This is a genomic window from Streptomyces sp. PH9007, from assembly GCF_059813725.1.
Map to the genome: position 1 here is coordinate 575010 of NZ_CM187440.1, position 24787 is coordinate 599796.

The following is a 24787-nucleotide window of genomic DNA, read 5'->3' on the forward strand; positions in this document are numbered from 1 at the left end:
CATGAGCGAGACGCACGACCCCGACTTCTCCTCCGAGCAGCGCCAGTACATCGCCGCCATCGACCAGGGCACCACCTCCTCCCGGTGCATCGTCTTCGACCACGACGGACGCATCGTCTCGGTCGACCAGAAAGAACACGAACAGATCTTCCCCAAGCCCGGCTGGGTGGAGCACAACGCCACGGAGATCTGGGCCAACGTCCAGGAAGTGGTCGCCGGGGCCCTGGACAAGGCCCAGATCACCAAGGACCACGTCAAGGCCATCGGCATCACCAACCAGCGCGAGACCACCCTGCTGTGGGACCGCCGCACCGGGGAGCCGGTGCACAACGCCATCGTCTGGCAGGACACCCGCACCGACGCGCTCTGCCGCGAGCTGGGCCGCAACGTGGGCCAGGACCGCTTCCGCCGCGAGACCGGGCTGCCGCTGTCCGCCTACTTCGCCGGGACCAAGATCCGCTGGCTGCTGGACAACGTCGAGGGGCTGCGCGAGCGTGCCGAACGCGGCGACCTGCTGTTCGGCACCATGGACTCCTGGGTGATCTGGAACCTCACCGGCGGCGTCGACGGCGGGCGGCACGTCACCGACGTCACTAACGCCTCACGCACCATGCTGATGAACCTGCGCACCATGGACTGGGACGAGCGCATCCTGTCCTCGATGCAGGTGCCCGCCGCCGTGCTGCCCGAGATCCGCTCCTCGGCCGAGGTCTACGGCCACGCCAAGGGCGGCCCGCTGGACGGGGTGCCGGTGGCCTCCGCGCTCGGCGACCAGCAGGCGGCGCTGTTCGGGCAGACCTGCTACGACGTCGGCGAGGCCAAGTCCACGTACGGCACCGGCACGTTCCTGCTGATGAACACCGGCACCGAGGCCGTCAACTCGTACGCCGGGCTGCTGACCACCGTCGGCTACCGCATCGGTGACCAGCCCACGGTGTACGCGCTGGAGGGCTCCATCGCGATCACCGGCGCCCTGGTGCAGTGGATGCGCGACCAGATGGGCATCATCCACTCGGCGGCCGAGATCGAGACCCTGGCCAGGACGGTGGAGGACAACGGTGGCGCGTACTTCGTACCAGCGTTCTCCGGTCTGTTCGCCCCCTACTGGCGTTCGGACGCGCGCGGCGTCATCGCCGGGCTGACCCGCTATGTCACCAAGGCGCACATCGCCCGCGCGGTGCTGGAGGCCACCGCCTGGCAGACCCGCGAGATCGTCGACGCCATGAAGAAGGACTCCGGCGTCGAGCTCACCTCGCTGCGGGTCGACGGAGGCATGACCTCCAACAACCTGCTGATGCAGAACATCTCGGACTTCCTGGACGCGCCGGTGGTGCGGCCCATGGTCTCCGAGACCACCTGTCTGGGGGCCGCCTACGCGGCCGGGCTCGCCGTCGGCTTCTGGTCGGACGTCAGCGAGCTGCGCGCCAACTGGCGCCGGGCGGCCGAGTGGACCCCCGAGATGGACGCGGCCGACCGCGACCGCGAGTACAAGCTCTGGCTCAAGGCCGTGCAGCGGACCATGGGCTGGCTCGAAGAGGAGGACTGAGAACTGATGAACACCCCGCAGCACACCACGGACGCCTCCGGGGCCGCGATATCCGCGACCCCGGCCGCCGGCCGCACCGAGACCCGGGAGCGGCTGGCCGGCTCCGCCTACGATCTGCTGGTGATCGGCGGCGGCATCCTGGGCACCTCGGTGGCCTGGCACGCCGCGCAGTCGGGGCTGCGGGTGGCGATGGTGGACGCCGGCGACTTCGCCGGCGCCACCTCCTCCGCCTCCTCCAAGCTGGTGCACGGCGGACTGCGCTACCTCCAGACCGGCGCGGTCAAGCTGGTGGCCGAGAACCACCACGAGCGCCGGGTGCTCGCCAAGGACGTGGCCCCGCACCTGGTCAACCCGCTCACCTTCCACCTCCCCGTCTACAAGGACGGCCCGCACGGCGCCGCCAAGCTCGGCGCCGGGGTGTTCGCCTACTCGGCGCTGTCCGCCTTCGGCGACGGGGTCGGCCGGATCATCTCCCCCGCCAAGGCCGCCGCCGCCAACCCGGCGCTGCGCACCGACAACCTCAAGGCCGTGGCGGTCTACGGCGACCACCAGATGAACGACGCCCGCGTCGCCGTCCTCACGGTGCGCGCCGCCGTCGCCGCCGGCGCCGCCGTCCTCAACCACGCCGAGGTCGCCGGGCTGCGCTTCACCCACGGCCGGGTCACCGGCGCCGAGGTCCGCGACCGCGTCGACGGCACCGGGTTCGGCATCAATGCCCGCCTGGTGCTCAACGCCACCGGCCCCTGGGTAGACCACCTGCGCCGCCTGGAACACCCCGGCGCCGCACCCAGCGTCCGGCTCTCCAAGGGCGCCCACATCGTGCTGCGCCGCACCGCCCCCTGGCGCGCCGCGCTCGCCACCCCGGTCGACAAGTACCGCATCACCTTCGCCCTGCCCTGGGAGGACCAGCTGCTGCTGGGCACCACCGACGAGCCGTACGAGGGCGACCCGGGCGAGGTGCGCGCCACCGAGGCCGACATCCAGCAGATCCTGGCCGAGGCGGCGCTGTCGGTGCGCGACACCCAGCTCGACCGGGACCTGCTCACGTACGCCTTCGCCGGACTGCGCGTGCTGCCCGGCGGTCCGGGCGGGGTGGAGTCCGCCAAGCGCGAGACCGTCGTCACCGAGGGGCGCGGCGGGATGCTGTCGGTGGCCGGCGGCAAGTGGACCACCTACCGGCACATCGGCCGTACGGTACTGGCCAAACTCGCCAAGCTGCCGGGGCTCGGCATCGCCGAGGACATGGAGCCGGTACGGGAGCTGGTGCGCCGCGCCCCGCTGCCCGGGGTCGCCAACCCCAACGCGGTCGCCCACCGGCTGCTGGTGGACAGCGAGCCGGGCGGCCGGATGGATCCGCTGACCGCGCGCCATCTGGCCACCCACTACGGCTCGCTCGCCCTGGAGATCGCGGACCTGGTGCGCCGGGACCCGGCGCTCGGCGAGCGCATCCACCCGGCGGGCCCGGAGATCTGGGCCCAGGTCGTCTACGCCCGCGACCAGGAGTGGGCCCAGACGGTGGACGACGTGCTGCGCCGCCGCACCACCGTCACGATCCGTGGCCTGGACACCGAGGAGGTGCGGGAGAAGGTGGCCGCCGTACTGGCCCGCCGGGAGGGCTGAGAGCGCGCCGCCGCGCTCCCGTGCCGTGTCCCGGCCCGCCGATCCGATGCGTACAAAGGCCGTGGCCTGGGAACGGTGACGCCGTAGGCTGGGCCGCACGGAAGACAAACGGCAGCCGGGCCGGGCATACCACCCCGACCCGGCCGGAAGGAGGCGCTGGGTGATCGAGCTCGAGGGAGTTCCCGAGCTGGTCGACCCGGTCATGGTGGCCGCGTTCGAAGGCTGGAATGATGCCGGCGACGCCGCCTCCGCCGCGGTCGCGCATCTGGAGCGGGAGTGGAAGGGCGAGGTGTTCGCGGCGCTGGACGCCGAGGACTACTACGACTTCCAGGTCAACCGCCCGCTCATCTGGCTGGACGACGGCGTGCGCCGGATCACCTGGCCGACCACGCGGCTTTCCGTGATCCGCGGCGGCGCGACCGGGGGTTCCGGCAGACGGCGTGACCTGGTGCTGGTGCGCGGCATCGAGCCGAGCATGCGCTGGCGGTCGTTCTGCAACGAGCTGCTGGGCTTCGCCCACGAGCTGGGCGTGGAGATGGTGGTGGTACTCGGCGCGCTGCTGGGCGACACCCCGCACACCCGGCCGGTACCGGTCACCAGTGTCACCTCGGACGAGGAGCTGGCCCGCTCGCTTGACCTGGAGGAGTCCCGGTACGAGGGGCCGACCGGCATCGTGGGGATCTTCCAGGAGGCGTGCGCCCACGCCGGGTTCCCCGCGGTCAGCCTGTGGGCCTCGGTACCGCACTACGTCTCGCAGCCGCCGAACCCGAAGGCCTCTCTCGCCCTGCTGAACGCGCTGGAGGATCTGCTGGGGGTGGGCATCCCGCTGGGCGATCTGCCCGATGACGCCCGCGCCTGGCAGCTGGGAGTGGACCAACTGGCCGCCGAGGACAGCGAGGTGGCGGAGTACGTCCAGTCGCTGGAGCAGGCGCGCGACACGGCGGAGCTGCCGGAGGCCTCGGGCGAGGCGATCGCCAAGGAGTTCGAGCGCTATCTGCGGCGCCGGGGCGGGCCGCAGGAGCCGGGCCCCGGGGAGCCGGGCGGCGCCGGTTCCGGGCCGTTCCTGAAGGATCCGAGCAGCGGGCGGGCCCGGCCGCGCCGGCGCCGCAAGCCGGAGAGCGACGCGGGGCCGCCCCCGACGGCGGAGGGCGGCGGGGGTCCGGCCGAGCCGGGCGAGTAACGTCCGTCCGGTTTACGCGCATCGATCCGGGCCCGTACGCATCACGTACGGGCCCGGATCGCCGTCAGCGCCGGCTGCGCGGGGTGTGCCGGCGGGTCACAGTGCGACGCCGAGCAGGGCGTCCACGGCCCGCGAGACGATGCCGGGGGCGCCGGTGTCCTCGCCGCCGTCCGCCAGCTGGGCCGCGGCCCAGCGGTCCACGGCGGCGAGCGCGGCCGGTGCGTCCAGATCGTCGGCCAGCGCCTCCCTGATCTCCTCGACCACATCGAGCGCGGGCGGCCCGTCGGGGCGGGAGACCGCCGCCCGCCAGCGGGCGAGCCGCTGCTCGGCCTCCTCCAGCACCGCGGGCGTCCACTCCCAGTCGGCGCGGTAGTGCCGGGAGAGCAGCGCCAGCCGGACGGCGGCCGGGTCGACGCCGTCACGCCGCAGCTGCGAGACGAAGACGAGGTTGCCCCGCGACTTGGACATCTTCTCGCCCTGGTACCCGACCATGCCGGCGTGCACATAGCTGGCGGCGAACGGGTACGCACCGGTGAGCGTCTGGGCGTGTGAGGCGCCCATCTCGTGGTGCGGGAAGGCCAGGTCGGAGCCGCCGCCCTGCACGTCGAAGCCCATGCCCAGGTGCTCCAGGGCGATCGCCACGCACTCGATGTGCCAGCCGGGGCGCCCGGGGCCCAGGCTGCCGCCGTCCCAGGAGGGCTCGCCGGGGCGGGCGGCCAGCCACAGCAGCGGATCCAGCGGGTTCTTCTTGCCGGGGCGGTCCGGGTCACCGCCGCGTTCGGCGGACAGCGCGCGCATGGTCGCCGCGTCGAGCCCCGAGACCTTCCCGAAGTGCTCGTCTGCGGCCACCGAGTAGTAGATGTCGCCGTCGAGTTCGTAGGCGGCGCCCTGCTCGCGCAGCCGTTCCACCAGCGGCACGATGCCCGGTATGGCCTCCACCGCCCCGATGTAGTGGGCGGGCGGCAGCATCCGCAGCGCGGTCATGTCCTCGCGGAACAGCTCGGTCTCGCGCAGCGCGAGCGCCGTCCAGTCCTCGCCGGTGGCCACCGCCCGCTCCAGCAGCGGGTCGTCGATGTCGGTGACGTTCTGTACGTAGTGCACCTGCCGCCCCGTGTCCAGCCAGACCCGCTGCACGAGGTCGAACGCGGTGTAAGTGGCCGCGTGGCCCAGGTGAGTGGCGTCGTAGGGGGTGATTCCGCAGACGTAGAGCCGGGCCACGGGCCCGGGGGTGAGGGTCACCCGGCTCCCGGTGGCGGTGTCATGAATCCTGAGGTCGCGGCCCTGACCAGGCAGCGCGGGGACCTCGGAGGCGGGCCAGGCATACATGCAACGAGCCTATCCGGCCACGCCCCGGCTTACACGGCGGGCCCGGTCGGGGCGCGCGCCGGGGAGCGCGGCACGGTTCCCCGGCCGGTGATCAGATCAGCGGCCAGGGGATGGCGGGCCACTCGCCGCCGGGGAGCGGATGACGGCCGGTGCGCAGCAGCTCGGCGACGCGTTCGCGCAGCGCGGTGTACTCGGCGGGGCTGATCAACTCGGCGATCCGGGTGGCCGGCTCGCTGTCGGGGTCGGCGAGCGCGTCCGACAGCCTCCGCAGCGCCTGGGGCACGCCGTCCGGCAGCGGCTCGCCCGCCCAGCCCCACAGCAGGGTGCGCAGCTTGTCCTCGGTGTGGAAGGTCACCCCGTGATCGATGCCGTACAGCCGGCCGTCGGGCTGGGGCAGCAGATGGCCGCCCTTGCGGTCCCCGTTGTTGATCACCGCGTCCAGGACGGCGACGCGGCGCAGCCGTTCGTCGTCCGCGTGCACCAGCAGGGCCAGGGTGCCGTCGCCGGTCTCCACCTGGCCGATCGCCCGCCAGCCGGGCCCGGGCTCGGTGCCTTCGGTCAGGGCCAGCAGTTCGGAGGGCGGACCGGGCTCGGCGCCGTCCGTGTCCTGTGCCTCGGGCTCCTCCGGTTCCGGGGCGTCGCGCGGGTCGGGGCCCACCCACAGCTGGCACATGGTCTCGCCCTGCGGCCCTTCACGCAGCACGGTCGGCGGCACCAGGTCCCAGCCCAGCGCGCGGCACACCTCGTACGCGGCGACCTCACGGCGGGCCAGATTGCCCTCGGGGAAGTCCCACAGCGGGCGCTCGCCGGCCACCGGCTTGCACACGCAGGCCAGTTGCCGGCCGCCGAGTTCGGCGGTGGCGTACAGGACCGCGTTGGAGGCGTCCGGGATCCGGCCGAGTACGGTGAGCGCGCCGTGCGCGAGGATCTTGGCGGCGTCCTCGTGAGGGTCGGGTGTCATGTCCGGCTGCGCCGGTACCCGTTCTGACGCGGGCATACATGTCCCTCCGGGTCGAGCGGCAGGCTGCACAGGGGGCACGGCGGGCGCCCCGCCCCCACCACCTCCAGGGCGCGCTTGGCGAAGGCACGGGCCATGGTGCCGGACAGCCGCACCCGCAGCATGGGCGGGCCGTTCTCGTCGTCCCGCAGCAGCCGCTCCTCGGCCTCGGCGAACTCCTCCTCGGAGTCGGCCTCCAGCTCGACCAGGGCCTGGGCCTCCACGATCATCCGCTCGTTCTCGCCGTCCCAGGCCAGGGCCATGGTGCCGACCCGGAACTCCTCCTCGACAGGCACCTGGAGCGGCCCGGTGTCGGCGATCTCCGTGGGGGCGACGGCCGGGACGGAGGTGGACCCGCCGGCGCGACGCACCACTTCGTCCAGCAGTTCGTCGATGCGCTGGGCGAGCGCCTCGACCTGGGCCTTCTCCAGGGCGACGCTGGTGGTGCGAGGGCCGGCCGTGGCCTGGAGGAAGAAGCTGCGCCGGCCAGGCAGTCCGACCGTCCCGGCGACGAATCGTTCCGGAGGGTCATAGAGGAACACCTGACGGGACACGTACTGCTCCGTTGGGTCGATGGCGGACTGTTGTCTGACGACACTGGCACCCTACTGCGCGACACGATCACGGTGCCTAGGCACCGCCCCCGACCGGCGCCTCGGTCTCGGCGGCGCGGTCGCGTTCACCCGCCGGGGTGTGCGGCACGAACTCGCGCAGATCGCCCGTGTCGCCGAACCGCAGCAGCAGGGGGTGGTCGCCGTAGCGGATGGCGGTGACGGAGGCCGGGTGCGGGACGATGCGCTGGAAGTGGTCGAGGTGGAGCCCGAGGGCGTCGGCGACCAGTGCCTTGATGTTGTCGCCGTGGGTGCACAGCAGCCACACCGCGTTCTCGCCGTGCTCGCGGGCGATGCGGGCGTCCCACTCCTGCGCGGCGGCGACCACCCGCTCGGCCATGCCGCGCAGGGCCTCACCGCCGGGGAAGCGTACGGCGGAGGGCCGGGTGCGGACGGTGGCCATGAGGGGCTGCTCGGCGAGTTCGCGCAGCGCGCGGCCGGTCCACTCGCCGTAGTCGCACTCAATGACCCGCTCCTCCTCGTACACCCGCAGGTCGGGGCGGGCGGCGCGCAGCGGGGCCAGAGTCTCCACGCAGCGCTGGAGCGGGCTGTGCACGGCGGCGGCCAGCGGCACCCCCGCCAGCCGTCCGGGCAGCGCGGCGGCCTGCTCGTGGCCGAAGTCGTCGAGGGCGGTGCCGGGGGCTCGCCCGGCGAGCAGTCCGGCGGAGTTGGCGGTGGTCCTGCCGTGGCGCAGCAGCAGCATGGTGGGCATGGGGCCAGGGTAGGACGGCGGGCCCCGGATCGGGGAGTGATCCCGTACGGGTCACCGCTGTGGGGACCCGGGCCGGGGCCCGGGCCCCGCCGCTCACGCGGTTCTCAGCCCAGGCCGGCCCGTTCCAGTGCCTCGGCGCCGGTCCGCAGGGCGCCCAGGCGCTCCTGGAGGGTGAGCCCGGCCGGGGCGAGGGACAGCGTGGTGACACCGGCCTCGGCGTAGGCGCGCATCCGGTCGGCGATGCGCTCCACCGGCCCGATGAGGGTGGTGGAGTCGATGAGCGAGCGGGGTACGGCGGCAGCCGCGGCGGCCTTGTCGCCCGCCAGGTAGTGGTCCTGGATCTCGGCGGCCTCCTTCTCGTACCCCATGCGCCGGGCCAGGCGGTTGTAGAAGTTCTGTTCACGGCTGCCCATGCCGCCGACGTACAGGGCGGTGTACGGGCGGAAGTGGTCGGCGAGGGTGTCCAAGTCCTCGCCCACGGCGATCGGGACGGTGGGGGCGATGTCGAAACCGGTCAGATCGGCGCCCACGGCCGCCCGGCCCTCGCGCAGGGCGCCCAGCGTGGTGGCCTCGGCGTGTTCCGGCGAGAAGAAGATCAGCAGCGCGCCGTCGGCGATCTCGCCCGTCTGGCGGAGGTTCTTGGGCCCGATGGCGGCGATGTAGAGCGGGATGCGCTCGCGCACCGGGTGCACGGTGAGCTTGAGGGGCTTGCCGGGGCCGCCGGGCAGCGGGAGGGTCCAGTGATCGCCCTCGTGGGTCAGCCGCTGCCGGGACATCGCGGTGCGGACGATCTGCACGTACTCGCGGGTGCGGGCCAGCGGTTTGTCGAACGTGACGCCGTACCAGCCCTCGGAGACCTGCGGCCCGGAGACGCCGAGGCCCAGGCGGAAGCGCCCGCCGGACAGGGAGTCGAGGGTGGCGGCGGTCATGGCGGTCATGGCCGGGGCGCGGGCGGGGATCTGGAGGATGGCGGAGCCGACGTCGATCCGCTCGGTGTGGGCGGCGACCCAGGACAGCACCGTGGGCGCGTCGGAGCCATACGCCTCCGCGGCCCAGCAGACGGCGTAGCCGAGCCGGTCGGCCTCCTTGGCCACCTCGAGGTTGTCGGCGTCCATTCCGGCGCCCCAGTAACCGAGGTTGATTCCGAGCCGCATACAACCGCCTCTACTCGTCGGTAACCTGCCCTTGCGACGGACTCTACCCCCCGGCGCCAGTACGCTCAACGGCCATGGATCTTCGGCATCTGGGCCACACCGGCCTGCGCGTATCCCGGCTCGGGCTCGGCACGTTGAGGTGGGCGAGGGACACGGAGGAGCAGGACGCGGCGGAGCTGCTGAAGATGTTCTGGGAGGCGGGCGGCACGCTGCTCGACACGGCGGACGTGTACGCGGACGGCGGGGCCGAGTACCTGCTGGGCCGGCTGCTGGACTCCCTGGTCCCCCGGTCCGAGCTGGTGATCGCCACCAAGGCGGGCAGCGTGCCCGATCCCGACCGGCGCTTCGACGCCTCGCGCGGCCATCTGCTGGCGGCGCTGGACGCCTCGCTGGAGCGGCTGGGCACCGATTACGTCGATCTGTGGCAGGTGCATGCCTTCGATCCGATGACCCCGCTGGAGGAGACGCTCCAGGCCCTGGACATCGCGGTGAGCAGCGGGCGGGCGCGGTACGCCGGGGTCTCCAACTTCTGCGGCTGGCAACTGGCGAAGGCGGCGACCTGGCAGCTGGGGGTGCCGGGGGCCCGCACCCGGCTGGCGAGCACCCAGATGGAGTACTCCCTGCTCCAGCGCGGCGTGGAGCGCGAGGTGCTGCCGGCCGCCCTGGACCTGGGGGTCGGACTGCTGCCGTCCTCCCCGCTGGGACGCGGGGTGCTGACGGGCAAGTACCGGCACGGCACCCCGCCGGGGTCCCGCGGGGCCTCCACGACACTGGCGGGGTTCGTCGCCCCGTACCTGGACGGGGCGGGGCGACGCGTGGTGGACGCGGTGGCCACCGCGGCGGACGGCCTCGCCGTCACCCCCGCGCAGGTCGCGCTCGCCTGGATACGGGACCGGCCCGGGGTGGCCGCGCCCATCGTCGGCGCCCGCACGGCACACCAACTGCACGAGGCGTTGTCAGTGGAGGACCTTAGGCTTCCTGACGAGATCTGCCGCGCGCTGGATGACATCTCGGCGCCGGTGCACCAGTACCCGGACCACGAGTGGAGTTCGCTGTGACCGCCGAGAACCAGTCGCCGCAGCCGGCCGAGGGCACCCCCGCGGGGGGTCTGGCGGACGAACTGCGGGCCGCGGTACGGGCGGTGGAGAGTGGGGAGCGGCCTGCCGCGTCCTTCTTCGCCCGGCCGGAACCGGCGCCGCGGCCGGCCGCCGCACGGACCGCGCCCCGTGCCGGGGCGGAGCCGGCCGGCGGCGGGGCGCCGGTGGCCGTGCCGGCGGAGCTGGTGGAACTGCTGGAGCGCGGCGGGGCGCCCGGGGAGCTGGGCGGCCGGGTGGCCGCGGCGCTGGGCGAGAGCGCGGCGGCCGAGCTGGCCGGCGACCCCTGGCGGCTGCTGGCGGTGCCCGGCATGCTGCCCGGGCAGGTGGACGGCTTCGCGCGGGCGCTGCTGGGCACCGAGTGCGATCCGCAGGACCCGCGCCGGGGCGTGGCGCTGACGGTGTGGCTGCTGGAACGGGCGGCGCTGGCCGGGCACACGGCGCTGGAGGCGGCGGCACTGACCGAGAAGCTGGCGGGGCAGCAGGTGGCGGACGCCGAGGAGACCCTGCGCGCGGCCGTCGAGGAGGGCGCGGTGCTGGTCTTCCAGGACACCGTGGTGGCGGCGGGCGCCGGCGAGGAAACACCCGTCCGGGTGCTGTTCGGACTCGACCGCTACGCGCTCGCGGAGGAAAGCCTGGCCGACGGCCTGGCCCGGCTGCGCGGCTCGGCCCCCGCCGGGGACGCGGACAGCGCCCGGGGCTGGGAGGAGGCCGCCGCCGGGGCTCCCACCCCGTCGGCCGCCGAGCTGATCAAGGCCGTGGCCGCACACCCGGTGGTGGCGCACAGCGGCGGCGAGGCGGCGCGGGCGGAGCCGGCCGCGCTGGTGGCGGCGGCCCGCCGGCTCGGGCTGCGGGCCTTCGCGGCGGCTCACGGCCCGGACGGACGGCAGCGGCTGGCGCGGTCGCTGCCGCCGCAGGACGCGGACGCGGCCGTCACGGTGAGCGGGCTGCTCGACGGCACCGAGGGCCCCGGGCGGGACGCGGACGGGGCGCTGGCCCTGGACGTACTGGCCGTGCTGGACGCGCCCCAGCTCACGGTGGAGACCGCGGCCACCTTGGTGGAGTCGCTGCCGGACGGCGCCCGGCTCGTGCTCAGCGGCGATCCGGCGGTGCTGGGGGCCGCGGGCCCCGGTCAGGTCCTGGCGGACGTGGCGGCCGGCGGGGGCGTACCGCACCTCACCTCGCGGACACCGGACGAGGGCCCGGTGGGCGAACTGGTCTCCGGGATCGCCATCGGTGAGCTGTACCAGGTCGAGGCGCCCGGCAAGGAAGTGGTGATCGTGCCGGCGGGCGACGCCGGTGAGGCGGTGCACCGTACGGTCCAGCTGGTCACCGACTCCATCCCGCGCGCCGTGGGGATCCCGGCCGCCGAGGTGCGGGTGATCACGGTGGGGCACGGCGGGGCGGCGGGCACCCGGGTGCTGAACGCGGCGCTGAAGGAGCGGCTGAACCCGGGCCCCGGCCGGTTCGGCGGCTTCGACCCGGGCGACCAGGTCACCTACTCCCCCGCACCCGGCCGGAGCCGGCCCGCCACCGTCACCGGGGCGGACGCGGACGGGCTGCACCTCACCGCCCAGGACGGGCCCCTCACCGTTCCCCGGGATCGGGTGGCGGGGACCGTACGGCACGGCTGGGCGATCACCGCGCACCAGGCCGCGGGGGCCCGCTGGCCGGCCGTGGTCGTGGTACTGCCGGGCGACGCGGTGCCGGCCCTCGACCGGTCCTGGATCTACACCGCCTTCAGCCGGGCCGAGCGCCATCTCTCGGTGGTCCAGGGGATCGGGCCCGCACTGGCCCAGGCGGTCGCCGCGCCCCCGGCGGCCGGCCGCGGCACCCGGCTGGCCGCGCTGCTGCGCCCCCAGCCGGTGGCGGCCGTCTGAGGGCGGGCGGCACGGGGCCGGGCTGCGTCTACCGCAGGGAGCCCAGGTCCTCCTCGTCGAAGGCGTCACTGATGTCGAAGCGGCAGATCACCCGCTCGGGGTCGACCGCCTCGAAGGGGGCGGCCAGCCACTCCCCCGGCTCCACCGGCTCGTCCCCGGCGGCCACCCACAGGGTCGCGTCGCCCTCCTCCAGGCCGAACTCCTTGTGCCGGGTGGCGATCTCGTCCGGGTCGAACTCCCCGAAGATCACCCCGAGCGCCGCGTGCAGGCTGCCGCCGGCGGCCTCGCGAACATCGGCGGCCTCCGCCCCGGTGGTCTCCGGGTCGAGTTCGGTGACGCGCTGCGCCTGACCGCGCAGCCGCCGGGGGTCGACGACGACGTAGTCGCGCCGCATGAAGACACTCAGATACTCCGGCCGTTCCGGACCCGCGTAGCCGGTGGGGCCCTCGGTCGCGGGGACCTCGAAGGGCGTCACCTCGTCGTAGACGTCGTACAGCAGCTCGTCGTACACCTCACCGGCGGCCGCCATCTCGTTGAACGCGGTGTAGACATCGGCCTCCGCGTCGGCTTCGGCGGCCTGTCCGGTGGCGCGCCGTTCAATGGCTTCCAGGTGCCGGTCGATCGCGTTCTTGAGCGCGTCGGCGGCGGCGCGGACTTCGGCAGCCGTCGGCTGCACAGCATCAGACATGGTGCAGACGGTATCGGCATCGGGGCCCTGGACGCACAATGGATTCGATGCCGGAATATGAGTTTCGTGATGTGTATGTCCCCCGCACGGTCTCGCGTGCCGCCACCACGCGGCTGCTGACCGACCAGGCCGAGTACGGGCAGTGGGAGCTGGCCCGGCTGCGGCTGTACCCGGACGGCAGCCGAAGGGTACGGCTGAGACGACGGATCATCCGCCAGCTGCGCCCGACCTGGTAACCCTCCGACACGACACGTGGGCCCCGCGCGAACGCGGGGCCCACCTGGATGCGGCTCGTCAGGACTGACGCGCCGCCCGGCCACGCCGGTACAGCACCACGCCACCGACCATCAGGCCGGCGCCGAGGGGAAGCATCACGCCCAGGCCCGGGCCGCTGCTACCGGTCTCGGCCAGCTCGCCGCCGCCCAGCTGCTCGCTCGGCTCGTTGCCGGGCTGCTCCTCGTCGGGGGCCTCGGAGCCGCCGCCACCGGAACCGCCGGCGTCGCCGCCGCCCGACCCACCGGAACCGCCGGGCTCCTCGGAGTCACCGCCGCCCGATCCACCGGAACCGCCGGGGCCGCCCGGACCACCGGAGCCACCGGAACCGCCCGGCTCCTCCGGCTGCTCGGGCTCGCCGGGCTCACCCGGGTGCTCGGGGTGCTCGACCGGGGGCGCCTCGGTGTAGCACTCGTTGCCGAAGACCGGGTTCAGCACACCCACCACGTCGATGCCGTTGCCGCAGGCATTGACGGGGACATCGATGGGCACCTGGACGTTGTTGCCGGAGCCGACGCCGGGCGAGTCGACGGCGCCGCCCTCCGCCTGGGCCCCGCCCTGACCGGCCTCGTGGCCGGGTTCGTGCTTGCCGCCGCCGGGAGTGCCGCTCTGGCAGGTGTTCCCGAAAGCGGGGTTCAGTACGCCGATCACATTGATCGTGTTGCCGCAGACGTTGATCGGCACATTGATCGGCACCTGAACGGTGTTGCCCGAAGCCACGCCCGGTGAATTGGCGGCACCGCCATGGGCGTCGGCGTCGGCGTGCGCCGTACCGCCCGCCATGGCCAGCATCCCGCCCGCGGCGGCTACGGAGAGCAGGCCCTTCCTGGTGACCTGTCGCATGGTGTTTCCCCTGCCTTGTTCCTTCATGGAGGCGCGGGGTGGGGGCTGAGGGCATCCCGCGCCATGCGTAACGACCCCCAGCGGTCCCGGAGCGCGGCGTACGCGCTCCGGGACCGCCTGGTGTCAGGCCCTCATGGAGTGGGGCCGAATGTCACTTGGCGATGCAGGTGTTGCCGAAGGTGGGGTTCAGCAGCCCGATGATGTCCACGGTGTTGCCACAGACGTTGACCGGGATGTGGATCGGCACCTGAACAACGTTGCCGGAGATGACACCGGGGGAGCCCACGGCCGCACCCTGGGCGCCGGAGCTGGCGACGGCCATGCCCGCACCCGCGAGCACCAGGCTGCCGGTGGCAGCCGCGGTGGCGACGACCTTCTTGATCATGCTTCCTCCTCGTAGACAATGCGGACCCAGCAGGGCCGCACCCCGAGTAACGAGGAGGAGAGAACAAGGCTACGAGGGTTAAGGGATATTCACCCATCCCGACTAACATCGCACACCGGAGCGATCAGCATTCGTCCAGGAAACGGTCGAGCACACGGACCCCGAACTGCAGTCCCTCCACCGGCACCCGCTCGTCCACGCCGTGGAACATCCCGGCGAAGTCCAGCTCCGGCGGCAGCTTCAGCGGTGCGAACCCGAAGCAGCGGATGCCCAGATCGTCGAAGGACTTGGCGTCGGTACCGCCCGAGAGCATGTACGGCACGGCCCGCGCGATCGGGTCGTGGGCCTGCAACGCGCTCTGCATGGCGTCCACCAGCGCGCCGTCGAAGGAGGTTTCCACCGCCTTGTCGGCGTGCACGTCCTCGCGCCTGACCCGCGGCCCCAGGATGCGGTCCAGGTCGGCGAGGAACTCCTCCTCGTAGCCCGGCAGAAAGCGCCCGTCGACGTGCGCGGTCGCCTGCCCGGGGATCACGTTGACCTTGTAGCCGGCGCCCAACTGGGTCGGGGCGGCGGTGTTCTGGAGGGTCGCCCCGATGATCTTGGCGATGCCGCCCAGCTTGGCCAGCGTCTCGTCCATGTTCTCCGGGTCGAGCTCGGTACCCAGCGCGTCCGACAGTTCGTCCAGGAAGGAACGCACCGTCTTGGTGACCCGCACCGGGAACTTGTGCCGGCCCAGACGCCCCACGGCCTCGCACAGTTCGGTGATGGCGTTGTCGCTATTGGTCATCGACCCGTGCCCGGCGGTGCCGTCCACCGTGAGCCGCATCCAGTGGATGCCTTTCTGGGCGGTCTCGACCAGATACAGCCGCAGCTTCTCGTTCACGGTGAAGGAGAACCCGCCGACCTCACCGATCGCCTCGGTCACCCCGTCGAAGAGGTCGCGGTGGTTGTCGACCAGATGCCGGGCCCCGTACACACCACCGGCCTCCTCGTCGGCGAGGAAGGCCAGCACGATGTCCCGGGGCGGCTTGCGCCCGCTGCGCATCCGCTCCCTGACCACCGCGAGGGTCATGGCGTCCATGTCCTTCATGTCGACCGCGCCGCGCCCCCACACGCAGCCGTCGGCGATCTCCCCGGAGAACGGATGGTGCGTCCAGTCCTCGGCGTTGGCCGGCACCACATCGGTGTGCCCGTGGATGAGCAGCGCGGGCCGGGAGGTGTCCTCCCCCTCGATCCGCGCCACCACGGAGGCCCGCCCCGGGTGCGACTCGATGATCTGCGGGTCGAGCCCTACCTCGGCCAGCTGACCGGCCACGAATTCGGCGGCGACCCGTTCACCGGGCCCGGAGTGATCCCCGTAGTTGCTGGTGTCGATGCGGATCAGGTCCCGGCACAGGTCCACGACCTCCTGCTCCGCCCGCTGCCCTCCGGCGTCCGATGCGCTCACGCTGTGCTCCTCACACGATGGGATGCCCATCCTCCCCCCGCCCCCCGGAGATCACCAAGGCCGGGACTTTGCTATGGTTTCCCTCAGTCACAGCGACACACCCGGTCCGGGTGGCGGAATGGCAGACGCGCTAGCTTGAGGTGCTAGTGCCCTCTTATGGGCGTGGGGGTTCAAGTCCCCCCTCGGACACCAACGGTCAAGGCCCCACGGTTCCCTGCGAACCGTGGGGCCTTGTCGTGTGTGGCGACGGAAGGCAACGCCCCGCAGCTGCAAGTTCGACCGACTCCTACGCGAGTTGCCCGCCACCACGCAGCAGAGGAGGACTGAGCAGCCACGCGTTCCCCCGGCGGTAGAGAGCAGCGGGCCGCCCGGTCGCAGGAACCTGCTGCTCCCCCGTCGGCTCGACGAGCCCCGCAGTATTGATCACCTTCCGGCGGAAGTTACTTGGGTCCAGGCGCTGCCCCCAGATAACTTCATAAACCCTGCGAAGTTCACTCAGACTAAAGGTTTCTCCACAGAACGCCGTGGCAATGGCCGTGTACTCCAACTTTCTGCGAATCTCCTCCAGAGCATCCACGAGGATGCACATGTGATCGAATGCCAGTTCGCCACCACTGCTGGTGAGTCGAGACACCGAAGACCAGTAAGCACGTTGGGCGTCGGTGCCGCCCACAGGGACAGGGAGATCAGGCCCGAGGGCGAGGAAGGCGATGGTGACGACCCTTCCCCTGGGGTCACGCCCGGGGTCGCCGTAGGCGCCCAGTTGCTCCAGATGCAGTCGGCCGCCGTCGATGCCCGCCTCCTCCCACAGTTCGCGTAGCGCCCCTTCCCTCAAGGTCTCATTCTTCTGGACATAACCACCGGGGAGCGCAGGCCGACCGAGAAACGGTTCCACCCCGCGTTCGACCAGCAGGACCATCAGTTGATCGTCCCGGAGCGTGAAGATCGCCAGGTCCACCGTCACCCACGATGCTTCCACCTCCGTGGAGTCTTTCAGCCAGTCATCCACCAGTACCCCTAAAGGTCACATTGACTTAAACCAGAGCGACACTTATGGTCGGATCCACCATAACCCTACGAGGCGGGGAAGATCATGATCACTCCCCATGGGCCACCGGCCCAGGAAGTGGCTGGCGAACCGACCGCCGCCACACGGCACTTATGCTCCGGCGTGTACGCGGACGAACGATTCCGTGATCTGGTCGTCCGCGAGGTGTGCACGGCTCCGCATCGAAGAGTCGCTCCGTCATACGGGTTCGACATCGTTCCCGTCATGCGCCACGCGTGGCGGGCCGCAGCGCTGAGCTCGCTGCTGCGTATCACCGTGCTGGCCGCCGCTATTGTTCCGGCCCTCACAGGATCCCTGCCGGCCACCGTGCTGGTCACGTGCGGCCTCGCGCTGCTGGGACTGATCCACCTGGCGACGTTGCTCAGGGGCACCGACCGGAAGGCCGGATCCGGGCGCCGCTCGAAACGCCGCGGCCTGGGCCGGATAGGGGAGTACCGGGGTCTGAGCAGTCTGATCTTCACCTGGAGGCGCTCGGAGAAGTTGCGCGAAGTGCGACTTCTCTCCGCGGCCGCTCTCTCCCTGGTAACGACGGGCACCGTCGTCACGGTGTTCTGGCCGGCCGATGCCATGCTGGCCGTGCGCCTGTCCGGGACGGTTGTTGTCGCCTACCTCGTGGTCGGGGCGGTGCGTCAGGTGATCCTGATCCAAATCCTCCACGCCACAAATCTCCGGCCGAAGCAGTTGTCCCGCCGGCAACAGGCGGCAGACGCACAGCAATATCACGCCTGTGCCGTGTACCGCCGCCCCCGGCACAGCGAAGACGAAGACGACCTGACCATGTTTACTCTTTTCGGGGAGGAGTCACCATTCATCGGAGCCGGGGAAATTGTCTATCAGTGGAACCCGCCGATGAGCATTCAATTGTTGCGCCCCAGCGAGGACGACAACGCACCTCTTCATGAACTCGAGCACCCAGTACCCCCCTTTCAAGCGCACGAACTTGTCGATTATTTACGAAAGGCCGTTCAGCAACTGGAGACCGACAGTCAGGACGTTCGGCTTCCCGTACACGTCCAGGACCGGGTCTACGTCGCGGAAACCGACGTAGCGGCAGACCGCTCTCTACTGCCGCTCCAAGTCGACGATTCCACGATGCGCGCCATTATCAACACGCCCGGGTCCAAGCAGCATCATTTTCTTGAAGTCACGACACCCGCAGAGGGAGCAGAGTTCGTGGCGACCGTTCTGCTGCATGTCAGCCTACAGGGACGCACACTGAGCATTTCCACAGCAGCGTGCGTACTCGCCCACACCCCAAGATCATTCCAGCGCACGGAGGAGTTCGGGCAGAATGGAGCCATATCTGTCGCATGGGCCGCATTGCGTGAACTATCCACACTACCTGCCGAGGTCCCACGAATCTGGCGGATCACGAGATACTTTTACGCACTGGGCAAGGCAGCGCTCCTTCCCAGCGATCTCACCATGGCACCCATTCGCAACGTACTGATCGGAACTCGCGTCAGCATCCGAGAGAAGTCGGCCCAGTCATGGCCGAAGATTCAGCTCGAGAAGAGCGACATCCTCGGCCGGATGAAGACGATTGAGCAGCGGCTACTTCGAGCATCCAGCGACTTTCTGCATTCTCGAAATGTCGATACATCCGAGTTCAATGACCGAGCACTCAAGATCATCAATAGCGGGATTTTCAGCTTCGGCGACAACAACACGTTCAGCAACAACGCCGTGGGAGACGGATCTCAGGCCACCGTCTCCGGAGGCCAGCAGGGAAGCCCGAATCCGAGTAACGGAGGGAACAAATGAGCATCAATCGAGGAATCGTTAATCACGGAAACAGCAACGATTTCAGCAATAACGCCATCGGCGAGCTGGCCAATGTCTCCGTGAGCGGCCCGGTTCACCAACTCGATACTCCGCGCGACAGTGAGACGGTGCACTGGGACATCGGAGTGGTCACGATCCTGAGCGAGGAACTCCGGGCCGTGGCCAACGAACTGAAGTTGGAACGCCACAAGGAACCCGGCGGCCTGTACTTCTACCGAGGTGGCCACCAGACGCCGGAGGGCGCCGTCCGCGTAGTGGCCACTCAGAGCCAAAGTCAGGGCCAGAGGTCAACGATGGCCGCCCTTGAGAACCTGCGCCGTCGCTACAACCCGCGACTGTGGGCGCTGGTCGGCGTTGGAGGTGGAATCCACGACGAGTATGCCCGCATTGGCAACGTCATTGTCTCGACCGACGTCGTCTACTACGAGAACCGCAAGATCAATCCTCTAGGAGACGTCCGACGCCGTGGCGAGCACCGGCAGGCACCCGCACCGATCGTGCACGCAGTGAATGCCTACTTCACCGACCACGGAACTCCGGCCAAAATCCACGGCCAAACGCTTGCTTCTTCGTCCGAGGAGTACGAAGTCTATCCAGGAGTCATCGGATCAGGGGAGGCGGTCATCGCAGACCGCGAGAACGAGATCCGGAGCTACCTTACGGACTATCACGAAAAAGTTCTAGCCGTAGACATGGAGGCCGGAGGATTGAGCCAGTACTGGCAGGAGAACTCCATCCATGGTGAATTCAATCCTGGCTGGATCGTCATCCGTGGCGTGTCCGACAATGCGGACGAGAAGAAGGGACACGGGCATCATGAACTCGCAGCATGCAACGCCGCCCATGTCCTGCGCAGGCTTCTCCCCTATCTCTGCTAACCAGCATCGAAAAGGGTCCCATCGGGAACACAAGCTACCCGGGAGGAAATTCACATGGCCGCGTTCCTTTTCGGAGTCCTCAGTTCACTGGCAGCCAGCGCCATCATTCTGGCCCTCGGCTTTCTACGTAGTTCTCGCCTGCGATGGTGGATGGTCGCCACCTGCTCATGGTGCACAGGGATCGGGCTGTTCCGCGTGTATCGATCTCAGTCCTCTGCCGAGCAGGACATCGCAAGAGATCTGGCTCAGGCTCGTTGGATCAAGATACTGGCGGGGCGCGGCAACGTCCTCACCCGGGAAGCATTCTCCCCACTTTGGTCTGGCGACCTTCCCATGGAGTCGGTACAGATTTTACTGCCCGATACAAGCAGCCGGGCCGACTCTTGGCTAGATCAGCGGTCACGCGATGTCTCCCGATTTGATCCCGGCTTCTCCCCAGGACTACTCAGGAGTCAAGTGCAAACAAATCTCACCTATCTCGCGCACGTGTCCCGCTCGCAACGCAACGTCGAAGTACGCGGCTTCAATCTGCCGAACACATGCCGAGTGATCGCCACGGACAAGGCCGCGTTTCTCACCTTCTACAGTCGGTCTGCTCACGGAAGAAATTCTCCGTGTCTGTATGCACGGGCGCCCGGCCTTCTGTACAACATCGCCCTGCAGCAATTCGAATCGGCGTGGATGAACAGTTCGACCGTGCACCCGGCCTCGTAGAAGCTGGCCTCGTCCCTTCCGCTCGGGTGGGAGGGACGAGGCCAGATTCGTCAGCCGTCGGTGCCCTCCGGGTACAGGTCGCGGAGGTAGGTGCCGAAGCCCTCGGCTCCGTCGATGATGCGGGGGCCGCTGATGGCCTCGTTGTAGTCGAGGATGTAGAAGTTGTCGGCCAGCACGGCCGGGAGGTTGCGGGTCACCGGGGAGGAGCGCAGGAAGTCGATCTTCTCCTCGGCCGGGCGGTCCTGGTAGTCGAGGATGACGATGACCTCGGGGTCGGCGTCGACGACCGCTTCCCAGCCCACCGTGGTCCACCGGTCGGTCAGGTCGGCGAAGACGTTCTCACCGCCGGCTGTCTCGATGATCTCGTGGGGCGGGGCCTGGTTGCCGGAGGTGAACGGCTGGTCGGTGCCGGAGTCGTAGACGAAGACGCGGGGCGCGCGACCGGGCGGGGCCGCTTCCTCGACGGCGGCGACGCGTTCGCGCATCCCGGCGACGACCTCCTCGGCCCGGTCCTCGGCGCCGAAGATCCTGCCGAGCAGTTCCAGGTCCCGGTACAGCCCCTCGATCGGGGTGAAGTCCACCGGGTATTCGGGGTAGTTGTAGCAGGTCTCGCTGTGCATGAAGCTCTGGATGCCGAGGGTGTCCAGGAGTTCGGGTGTGATGCCGCGCTCGTCGCTGAAGCCCGAGCGCCAGCCGGCGACGACGAAGTCCGCCCCGGCGTCCACGACCAGCTCCCGGTTGAGCAGGTCATCGCTCAGCATCTCCACCTTCGCGTACTCGGAGGCCCACGGGGACTCCTCCACGGGCGGGTTGGCGGGTGGCATGACGTAGCCGCGCACGTGGTCGGTCAGGCCCAGGACGAACATCTTGTCCGCGCTGCCGGCCTCGTAGACGACGGCGCGCTCGGGGCGCTGGTACGTCACGTCCTCGCCGCAGCGCGGGACGGTCACCGTCGTGGCGCCCGATGCGTCGTCGTCCGTCGCGACGTCGGCGCCGCAGGCGGCCAGGGGCAGGGCGGCGGCGACGAGGGCGGCGGCGCGCAGGCGTCGGGTCATGCGGGGGCTCCCAGGGAGTAGAGGAGTTGCGGGTGGCCGGTCAGGGGGTGGGGGACGACGGTGGCCTCGACGCCGAAAACGGTGCGCACCAGCGCGGGGGTGAGCACCTCGCCCGGTGTGCCGGCCGCGACCAGGGCGCCGTCGGCCAGTACGCCGACGCGGTCGCACACGGCGGCGGCGAGGTTGAGGTCGTGGAGCACGATCACGACCGTGAGGCCGGAACGGCGCAGCAGCGTGAGCAGCTCGATCTGGTGCCGGATGTCGAGGTGGTTGGTGGGTTCGTCGAGCACCAGGACGTCGGGTTCCTGGACCAGGGCGCGGGCGGCGAGCACGCGTTGGCGTTCGCCGCCGGAGAGGGTGAGGACGCCCCGGTCGGCGAGGTGGAGGACATCAAGCTGTGCCATGGCGCGGTGACACAGCTCCCTCTCGTGGGGGCCGAGTGCCTGGTTGCCGCGCAGGTGGGGGGAACGGCCCAGGGCGACGATCTCCGCGACGGTGAAGTCGAGTTCGGAGCCGCTCTCCTGGGTGAGGGCGGCGATGTGCCGGGCGCTCTCGCGGCGGCTGTAGGTGGTCAGCTCGCGGTCGTGGAGCCATACGGTGCCGGTGGTGGGGGCGAGCGCCCGGTAGACGCAGCGCAGGGCGGTGGACTTGCCGCTGCCGTTGGGTCCGACGAGGCCCGTGATCTGGCCGCTGCTCACGTCCAGGGACAGGTCGCGGACCAGGGCGCGGCCGTTTCTCTCGACCCCCAGCGCGTCGAGTCGCAGGGTCATCAGCGGCCTCCGAAGACGTAGCCCTTGCGGCGCATCAGGGTGATGAACACCGGGACGCCGACCAGGGCCGTGATGACGCCGAGGGGAAGTTCGCGCGGAGCGGCGAGGGTGCGGGCGACGAGGTCGGCCCAGACCATGAAGACGGCGCCGACGAGCGGGGCGAGGACGAGCACCCGGGCGTGGCGGGCGCCGACGAGGATGCGGACCAGGTGCGGCATGACGAGGCCCACGAAGCCGATGGCTCCGCTGACGGCGACCATCGCGCCGGTCATCAGGGAGGTGATGACGAACAGGCCGCGCCGCAGGGCGGTGGTGTCCACGCCCAGGCTGCCGGCCGTCTCGTCGCCCAGTGCCATGGCGTCCAGGGCCCGGGCGTGGCGGTGCAGGACGAAGGCCCCGGCGAGGACGATCACGGCAACGGTGGGCAGCGAGCCCCAGGTGGCGGCGCCGAGCCCGCCCAGTGTCCAGAACAGGACGGTGTGGGTGGCCTCGCCGTCGGGGGCGAGATAGACCATGACGCTCATGACGGCCTGGAAGCCGTAGGCGAGGGCGATCCCCGTCAGGACGAGGCGCAGCGGGGTGAGTCCGGTGCGGCTGTAGGAGGCCAGGTACACGAGGGCGGAGGCGGCCAGCGCCCCCGCGAAGGCGCCGGCCGACAGGGCGTGGACGCCGAGGGCGCCGAAGCCGCCGAGGACGATGACGGCGACGGCGCCGACCGAGGCGCCGGAGGAGACGCCCAGGACGAACGGGTCGGCCAGCGCGTTGCGTACCAGGGCCTGTACGGCGACGCCGACCACGCTGAGGCCGGCGCCGACGACGACGGCCAGCAGCACGCGGGGGGTGCGGACCTCCCAGATGATCTGGTAGCCGGTCAGGTTCTCGGCGGGGATGGTGCCGCCGGTGAGCGCGGCCCACAGGTAACGGGTGGTGTCCGCGGGTGAGATGGCGGCCGGGCCGAGACCGATGGCCACGACCACCGAGACGATCAGCACGGCGAGCAGGGCGAGGACGGGGAGGACGAGGCCCCGGCCGGTGGGCCCGGGGTCCGGGCGGACGGCGAGATCCCCCTGGGGCTCACGCAATCTGTCGATAATGGAAATCATTGTCGTATCAGTGTTGTGCGCCGCGCCCGTTTCGTCAAACGGTCGCGCCCGAGGGGACCTTCGCGGCAGCCGTGGAGCGGGGCCCACACCGTGCGGCCACTCCCCCGCACCCCCGCCTCCTAGGTCCTGTCCGGGCGATCTTCGAGGATCAGCCCGCGACGTCAGACGCGGTGCATCGCAAGGCACCGGATCGCAGCTCATACTTGGCCGTATTCGCGCGATGCGGTAACGCAGCGAGGTGCCGTGTATGGCGTCGCGGGCCCGAAGAAGATCGCCCGGACAGGGCCTAGCCGGCCGCCTCCGGGGCGGACCGTGCCCCGCCGCGCGAGAAGTGGCGTGCGGTGGGCACCAGTGCCGCGCCCGCCGGGACGAGGAAGCACACCAGGGTGCACAGGCCCAGCACCGGTCCTGGCCCGAAGGCGTCGACGGCGGGGGCGATCAGGGCCAGGCCCACGGGGGCCAGGCCGTAGGAGACCATGAAGTCGAGCGAGGAGACCCTGGCCAGCCGTCGCGGTTCCACCTCGCGCTGGATGGCGGTGAACCAGGGGACGTTGAACAGTTCGATGCCGACGCCCGCCACCACGTAGGCGACCACCACCAGGGCCACAGGACCCGGGATCCACAGGCTCAGCGGGGCGAATCCGTAGCAGGCCAGGGCCGCCAGCGCGGCCCAGCCCTGGGAGCGGGGGCGCCAGCGGGAGATGAGCAGCGCGCCGAGCAGGGCCCCCGCGGTGTAGGCGGTGACGGCGGTGGCGAGGACGGCCTCGGTGCCGTAGCGGTCCCGGCTGACCATCGGCAGAACGACTCCGGTGGCCGAGTATCCGGTGGCGATGACGGCGGCGAGCGCCACGAGGCCGCCCAGGAACCAGGGGTGGCGGCGCGCTTCCCGCACGCCGTCGGCGAACTCCGCGGTGAATCCGGGCCGTCCGGCCCCGGCGGGTGCGGGGGCGGGGGCAGGGGCGGGTTTCCCCCGGGGCGGCAGGAGGGCGGCGGCCAGCCACAGCACGCCGCTGCCCAGCAGCAGCGTGGGTACGTCCAGCACGGTGGCGAGCAGCGCGGCCAGCGCGGGCCCCGCCAGCGTGGTGACGCGGACGGCCAGCGTCATCGCGGCGTTGGCCTGCTGGCGCCGTACGGGCCGGACGACCTCGGCGGTCAGCGCCTGGAAGGCCGGCCGGCAGGCGCCCTGCCCGGCGCCGATCACCGCGCCGGCCACGGCCATCAGGGCGACCGAACGCCCCAGGGCCATCGCCAGTACGGGGGTGGCGACGGCGGCGGCGAGCGAGGACCACAGTACGACTGCCCGGCGCGACCAGCGGTCGGCGAGGACACCGCCGACGGGCACCGCGATCAGGAACCCGACGGTGCGTACGGCCAGTACGAGGCCGAGCGCGGTGGGCGTGATGGCGCTGTGCAGCACCGCGAGCCCGAGGATGAAGGGCATCGCCCAGGTGGCCAGGCCGGAGGCGGTCGAGCCCGCCCACAGCCGCAGGAAGGAGACCTCGCGCAGCACGGACCGCGGGCGGTCGGCGGTGACGGGTTCCAGGGTGGACGCGGGGGGACCGGCCACGGTGGTGCCTCCTTGAGGGTCGGATCGGCCTGACGTGCGGTCAGTCGTGCGGGGCGGAGGGTGTACGGCCCCACGGTGCGTCCGCGACCA

At 71.0% G+C, this 24787-nt stretch carries 23 protein-coding genes and 1 tRNA gene; 10 read left to right on the forward strand and 14 right to left on the reverse strand.

Features of this window, described 5'->3' with window-relative positions:
• Position 1 precedes the first annotated feature (1 nt).
• The 3 genes from glpK (at position 2) to ACTFAP_RS02440 (ending at position 4346) form a co-directional block, all read left to right on the forward strand.
• Complete coding sequence (glpK, locus tag ACTFAP_RS02430; protein ID WP_500468086.1) at positions 2 to 1546, forward strand: glycerol kinase GlpK; 1545 nt, start codon at positions 2 to 4, stop codon at positions 1544 to 1546.
• 6 nt (positions 1547 to 1552) lie between these two features.
• The gene (locus ACTFAP_RS02435) at positions 1553 to 3166 is read left to right on the forward strand and encodes a glycerol-3-phosphate dehydrogenase/oxidase (protein ID WP_500468087.1); all 1614 of its coding nucleotides are present in this window, start codon (positions 1553 to 1555) and stop codon (positions 3164 to 3166) included.
• A 160-nt stretch (positions 3167 to 3326) separates the two neighbouring features.
• Positions 3327 to 4346, forward strand: coding sequence for a PAC2 family protein (locus tag ACTFAP_RS02440; protein WP_400013483.1), 1020 nt, complete (start codon positions 3327 to 3329; stop codon positions 4344 to 4346).
• A 96-nt stretch (positions 4347 to 4442) separates the two neighbouring features.
• Here the strand turns inward: ACTFAP_RS02440 and mshC are convergent, their stop codons facing one another.
• The 5 genes from mshC to ACTFAP_RS02465 all read right to left on the reverse strand — a co-directional run bounded on the left by mshC (position 4443) and on the right by ACTFAP_RS02465 (position 9146).
• Positions 4443 to 5672 carry a cysteine--1-D-myo-inosityl 2-amino-2-deoxy-alpha-D-glucopyranoside ligase gene (gene mshC / locus ACTFAP_RS02445; RefSeq protein WP_500468088.1) on the reverse strand — a complete coding sequence of 410 codons (1230 nt, stop codon included), beginning with the start codon at positions 5670 to 5672 and terminating at the stop codon, positions 4443 to 4445.
• Positions 5673 to 5763: 91 nt separating this feature from the next.
• A complete protein-coding gene (locus ACTFAP_RS02450) occupies positions 5764 to 6669 on the reverse strand; it encodes an SCO1664 family protein (RefSeq protein WP_500468089.1) in 906 nt (301 codons plus the stop codon).
• Positions 6630 to 7223 (reverse strand): DUF3090 domain-containing protein, encoded by a 594-nt coding sequence (locus tag ACTFAP_RS02455; protein ID WP_390119773.1) that lies wholly within the window; start codon positions 7221 to 7223, stop codon positions 6630 to 6632. The genes ACTFAP_RS02450 and ACTFAP_RS02455 overlap by 40 nt, the downstream gene beginning before the upstream one ends.
• Positions 7224 to 7299: 76 nt before the next feature.
• On the reverse strand, positions 7300 to 7992 hold the full coding sequence (locus tag ACTFAP_RS02460; RefSeq protein WP_500468090.1) for an MSMEG_4193 family putative phosphomutase: 693 nt from the start codon (positions 7990 to 7992) through the stop codon (positions 7300 to 7302).
• A gap of 104 nt (positions 7993 to 8096) precedes the next feature.
• Positions 8097 to 9146: an LLM class F420-dependent oxidoreductase gene (locus ACTFAP_RS02465; RefSeq protein ID WP_495683294.1), complete on the reverse strand. Its 1050-nt coding sequence runs from the start codon at positions 9144 to 9146 to the stop codon at positions 8097 to 8099.
• A 74-nt stretch (positions 9147 to 9220) separates the two neighbouring features.
• Between ACTFAP_RS02465 and ACTFAP_RS02470 the strand changes: the two genes are divergently transcribed.
• A complete protein-coding gene (locus ACTFAP_RS02470) occupies positions 9221 to 10204 on the forward strand; it encodes an aldo/keto reductase (RefSeq protein ID WP_390119780.1) in 984 nt (327 codons plus the stop codon).
• Positions 10201 to 12120: an ATP-binding domain-containing protein gene (locus ACTFAP_RS02475; RefSeq protein ID WP_500468091.1), complete on the forward strand. Its 1920-nt coding sequence runs from the start codon at positions 10201 to 10203 to the stop codon at positions 12118 to 12120. The genes ACTFAP_RS02470 and ACTFAP_RS02475 overlap by 4 nt, the downstream gene beginning before the upstream one ends.
• Before the next feature lie 28 nt (positions 12121 to 12148).
• On the opposite strand, the gene ACTFAP_RS02480 is transcribed toward ACTFAP_RS02475, so the two are convergent.
• Complete coding sequence (locus ACTFAP_RS02480) at positions 12149 to 12808, reverse strand: hypothetical protein (RefSeq protein WP_046722808.1); 660 nt, start codon at positions 12806 to 12808, stop codon at positions 12149 to 12151.
• Positions 12809 to 12855: 47 nt separating this feature from the next.
• Here ACTFAP_RS02480 and ACTFAP_RS02485 point away from each other — a divergent pair, with 47 nt between their 5' ends.
• Positions 12856 to 13044, forward strand: a complete 189-nt coding sequence (locus ACTFAP_RS02485; RefSeq protein ID WP_030727501.1) for a DUF5703 family protein — start codon at positions 12856 to 12858, stop codon at positions 13042 to 13044.
• Positions 13045 to 13102: 58 nt separating this feature from the next.
• Here ACTFAP_RS02485 and ACTFAP_RS02490 read toward each other — a convergent pair whose 3' ends face one another.
• The 3 genes from ACTFAP_RS02490 to ACTFAP_RS02500 form a co-directional block, all read right to left on the reverse strand.
• Positions 13103 to 13924 carry a chaplin gene (locus tag ACTFAP_RS02490; protein ID WP_500468092.1) on the reverse strand — a complete coding sequence of 274 codons (822 nt, stop codon included), beginning with the start codon at positions 13922 to 13924 and terminating at the stop codon, positions 13103 to 13105.
• Between the two features lie 151 nt (positions 13925 to 14075).
• Positions 14076 to 14309 (reverse strand): chaplin, encoded by a 234-nt coding sequence (locus tag ACTFAP_RS02495; protein ID WP_030727506.1) that lies wholly within the window; start codon positions 14307 to 14309, stop codon positions 14076 to 14078.
• Between the two features lie 124 nt (positions 14310 to 14433).
• Entirely contained in the window at positions 14434 to 15786 is a 1353-nt protein-coding gene (locus ACTFAP_RS02500) for a M20/M25/M40 family metallo-hydrolase (protein WP_400012545.1), read from the reverse strand.
• A gap of 74 nt (positions 15787 to 15860) precedes the next feature.
• Between ACTFAP_RS02500 and ACTFAP_RS02505 the strand changes: the two genes are divergently transcribed.
• Positions 15861 to 15948, forward strand: a tRNA-Leu gene (locus ACTFAP_RS02505).
• Between the two features lie 94 nt (positions 15949 to 16042).
• Here ACTFAP_RS02505 and ACTFAP_RS02510 read toward each other — a convergent pair.
• On the reverse strand, positions 16043 to 16765 hold the full coding sequence (locus ACTFAP_RS02510) for an NUDIX hydrolase (protein WP_500468094.1): 723 nt from the start codon (positions 16763 to 16765) through the stop codon (positions 16043 to 16045).
• Between the two features lie 162 nt (positions 16766 to 16927).
• Between ACTFAP_RS02510 and ACTFAP_RS02515 the strand changes: the two genes are divergently transcribed.
• From ACTFAP_RS02515 to ACTFAP_RS02525, 3 genes are read left to right on the forward strand one after another with little or no spacing between them, the layout of a single operon-like run.
• Positions 16928 to 18589 carry an AbeC-like domain-containing protein gene (locus ACTFAP_RS02515; protein WP_500468095.1) on the forward strand — a complete coding sequence of 554 codons (1662 nt, stop codon included), beginning with the start codon at positions 16928 to 16930 and terminating at the stop codon, positions 18587 to 18589.
• Positions 18586 to 19488, forward strand: a complete 903-nt coding sequence (locus ACTFAP_RS02520; RefSeq protein ID WP_500468096.1) for a 5'-methylthioadenosine/S-adenosylhomocysteine nucleosidase family protein — start codon at positions 18586 to 18588, stop codon at positions 19486 to 19488. Before ACTFAP_RS02515 ends, ACTFAP_RS02520 begins: the two co-directional genes overlap by 4 nt.
• Positions 19489 to 19542: 54 nt before the next feature.
• The gene (locus ACTFAP_RS02525) at positions 19543 to 20202 is read left to right on the forward strand and encodes a hypothetical protein (protein ID WP_500468097.1); all 660 of its coding nucleotides are present in this window, start codon (positions 19543 to 19545) and stop codon (positions 20200 to 20202) included.
• Positions 20203 to 20252: 50 nt separating this feature from the next.
• Here ACTFAP_RS02525 and ACTFAP_RS02530 read toward each other — a convergent pair whose 3' ends face one another.
• The 4 genes from ACTFAP_RS02530 to ACTFAP_RS02545 form a co-directional block, all read right to left on the reverse strand.
• Complete coding sequence (locus tag ACTFAP_RS02530; RefSeq protein WP_500468098.1) at positions 20253 to 21257, reverse strand: ABC transporter substrate-binding protein; 1005 nt, start codon at positions 21255 to 21257, stop codon at positions 20253 to 20255.
• The gene (locus ACTFAP_RS02535) at positions 21254 to 22027 is read right to left on the reverse strand and encodes an ABC transporter ATP-binding protein (protein ID WP_500468099.1); all 774 of its coding nucleotides are present in this window, start codon (positions 22025 to 22027) and stop codon (positions 21254 to 21256) included. The genes ACTFAP_RS02530 and ACTFAP_RS02535 overlap by 4 nt, the downstream gene beginning before the upstream one ends.
• The gene (locus ACTFAP_RS02540; RefSeq protein WP_500468100.1) at positions 22027 to 23130 is read right to left on the reverse strand and encodes a FecCD family ABC transporter permease; all 1104 of its coding nucleotides are present in this window, start codon (positions 23128 to 23130) and stop codon (positions 22027 to 22029) included. Before ACTFAP_RS02540 ends, ACTFAP_RS02535 begins: the two co-directional genes overlap by 1 nt.
• Before the next feature lie 286 nt (positions 23131 to 23416).
• Positions 23417 to 24697, reverse strand: coding sequence for an MFS transporter (locus ACTFAP_RS02545; protein WP_500468101.1), 1281 nt, complete (start codon positions 24695 to 24697; stop codon positions 23417 to 23419).
• Positions 24698 to 24787 lie beyond the last annotated feature (90 nt).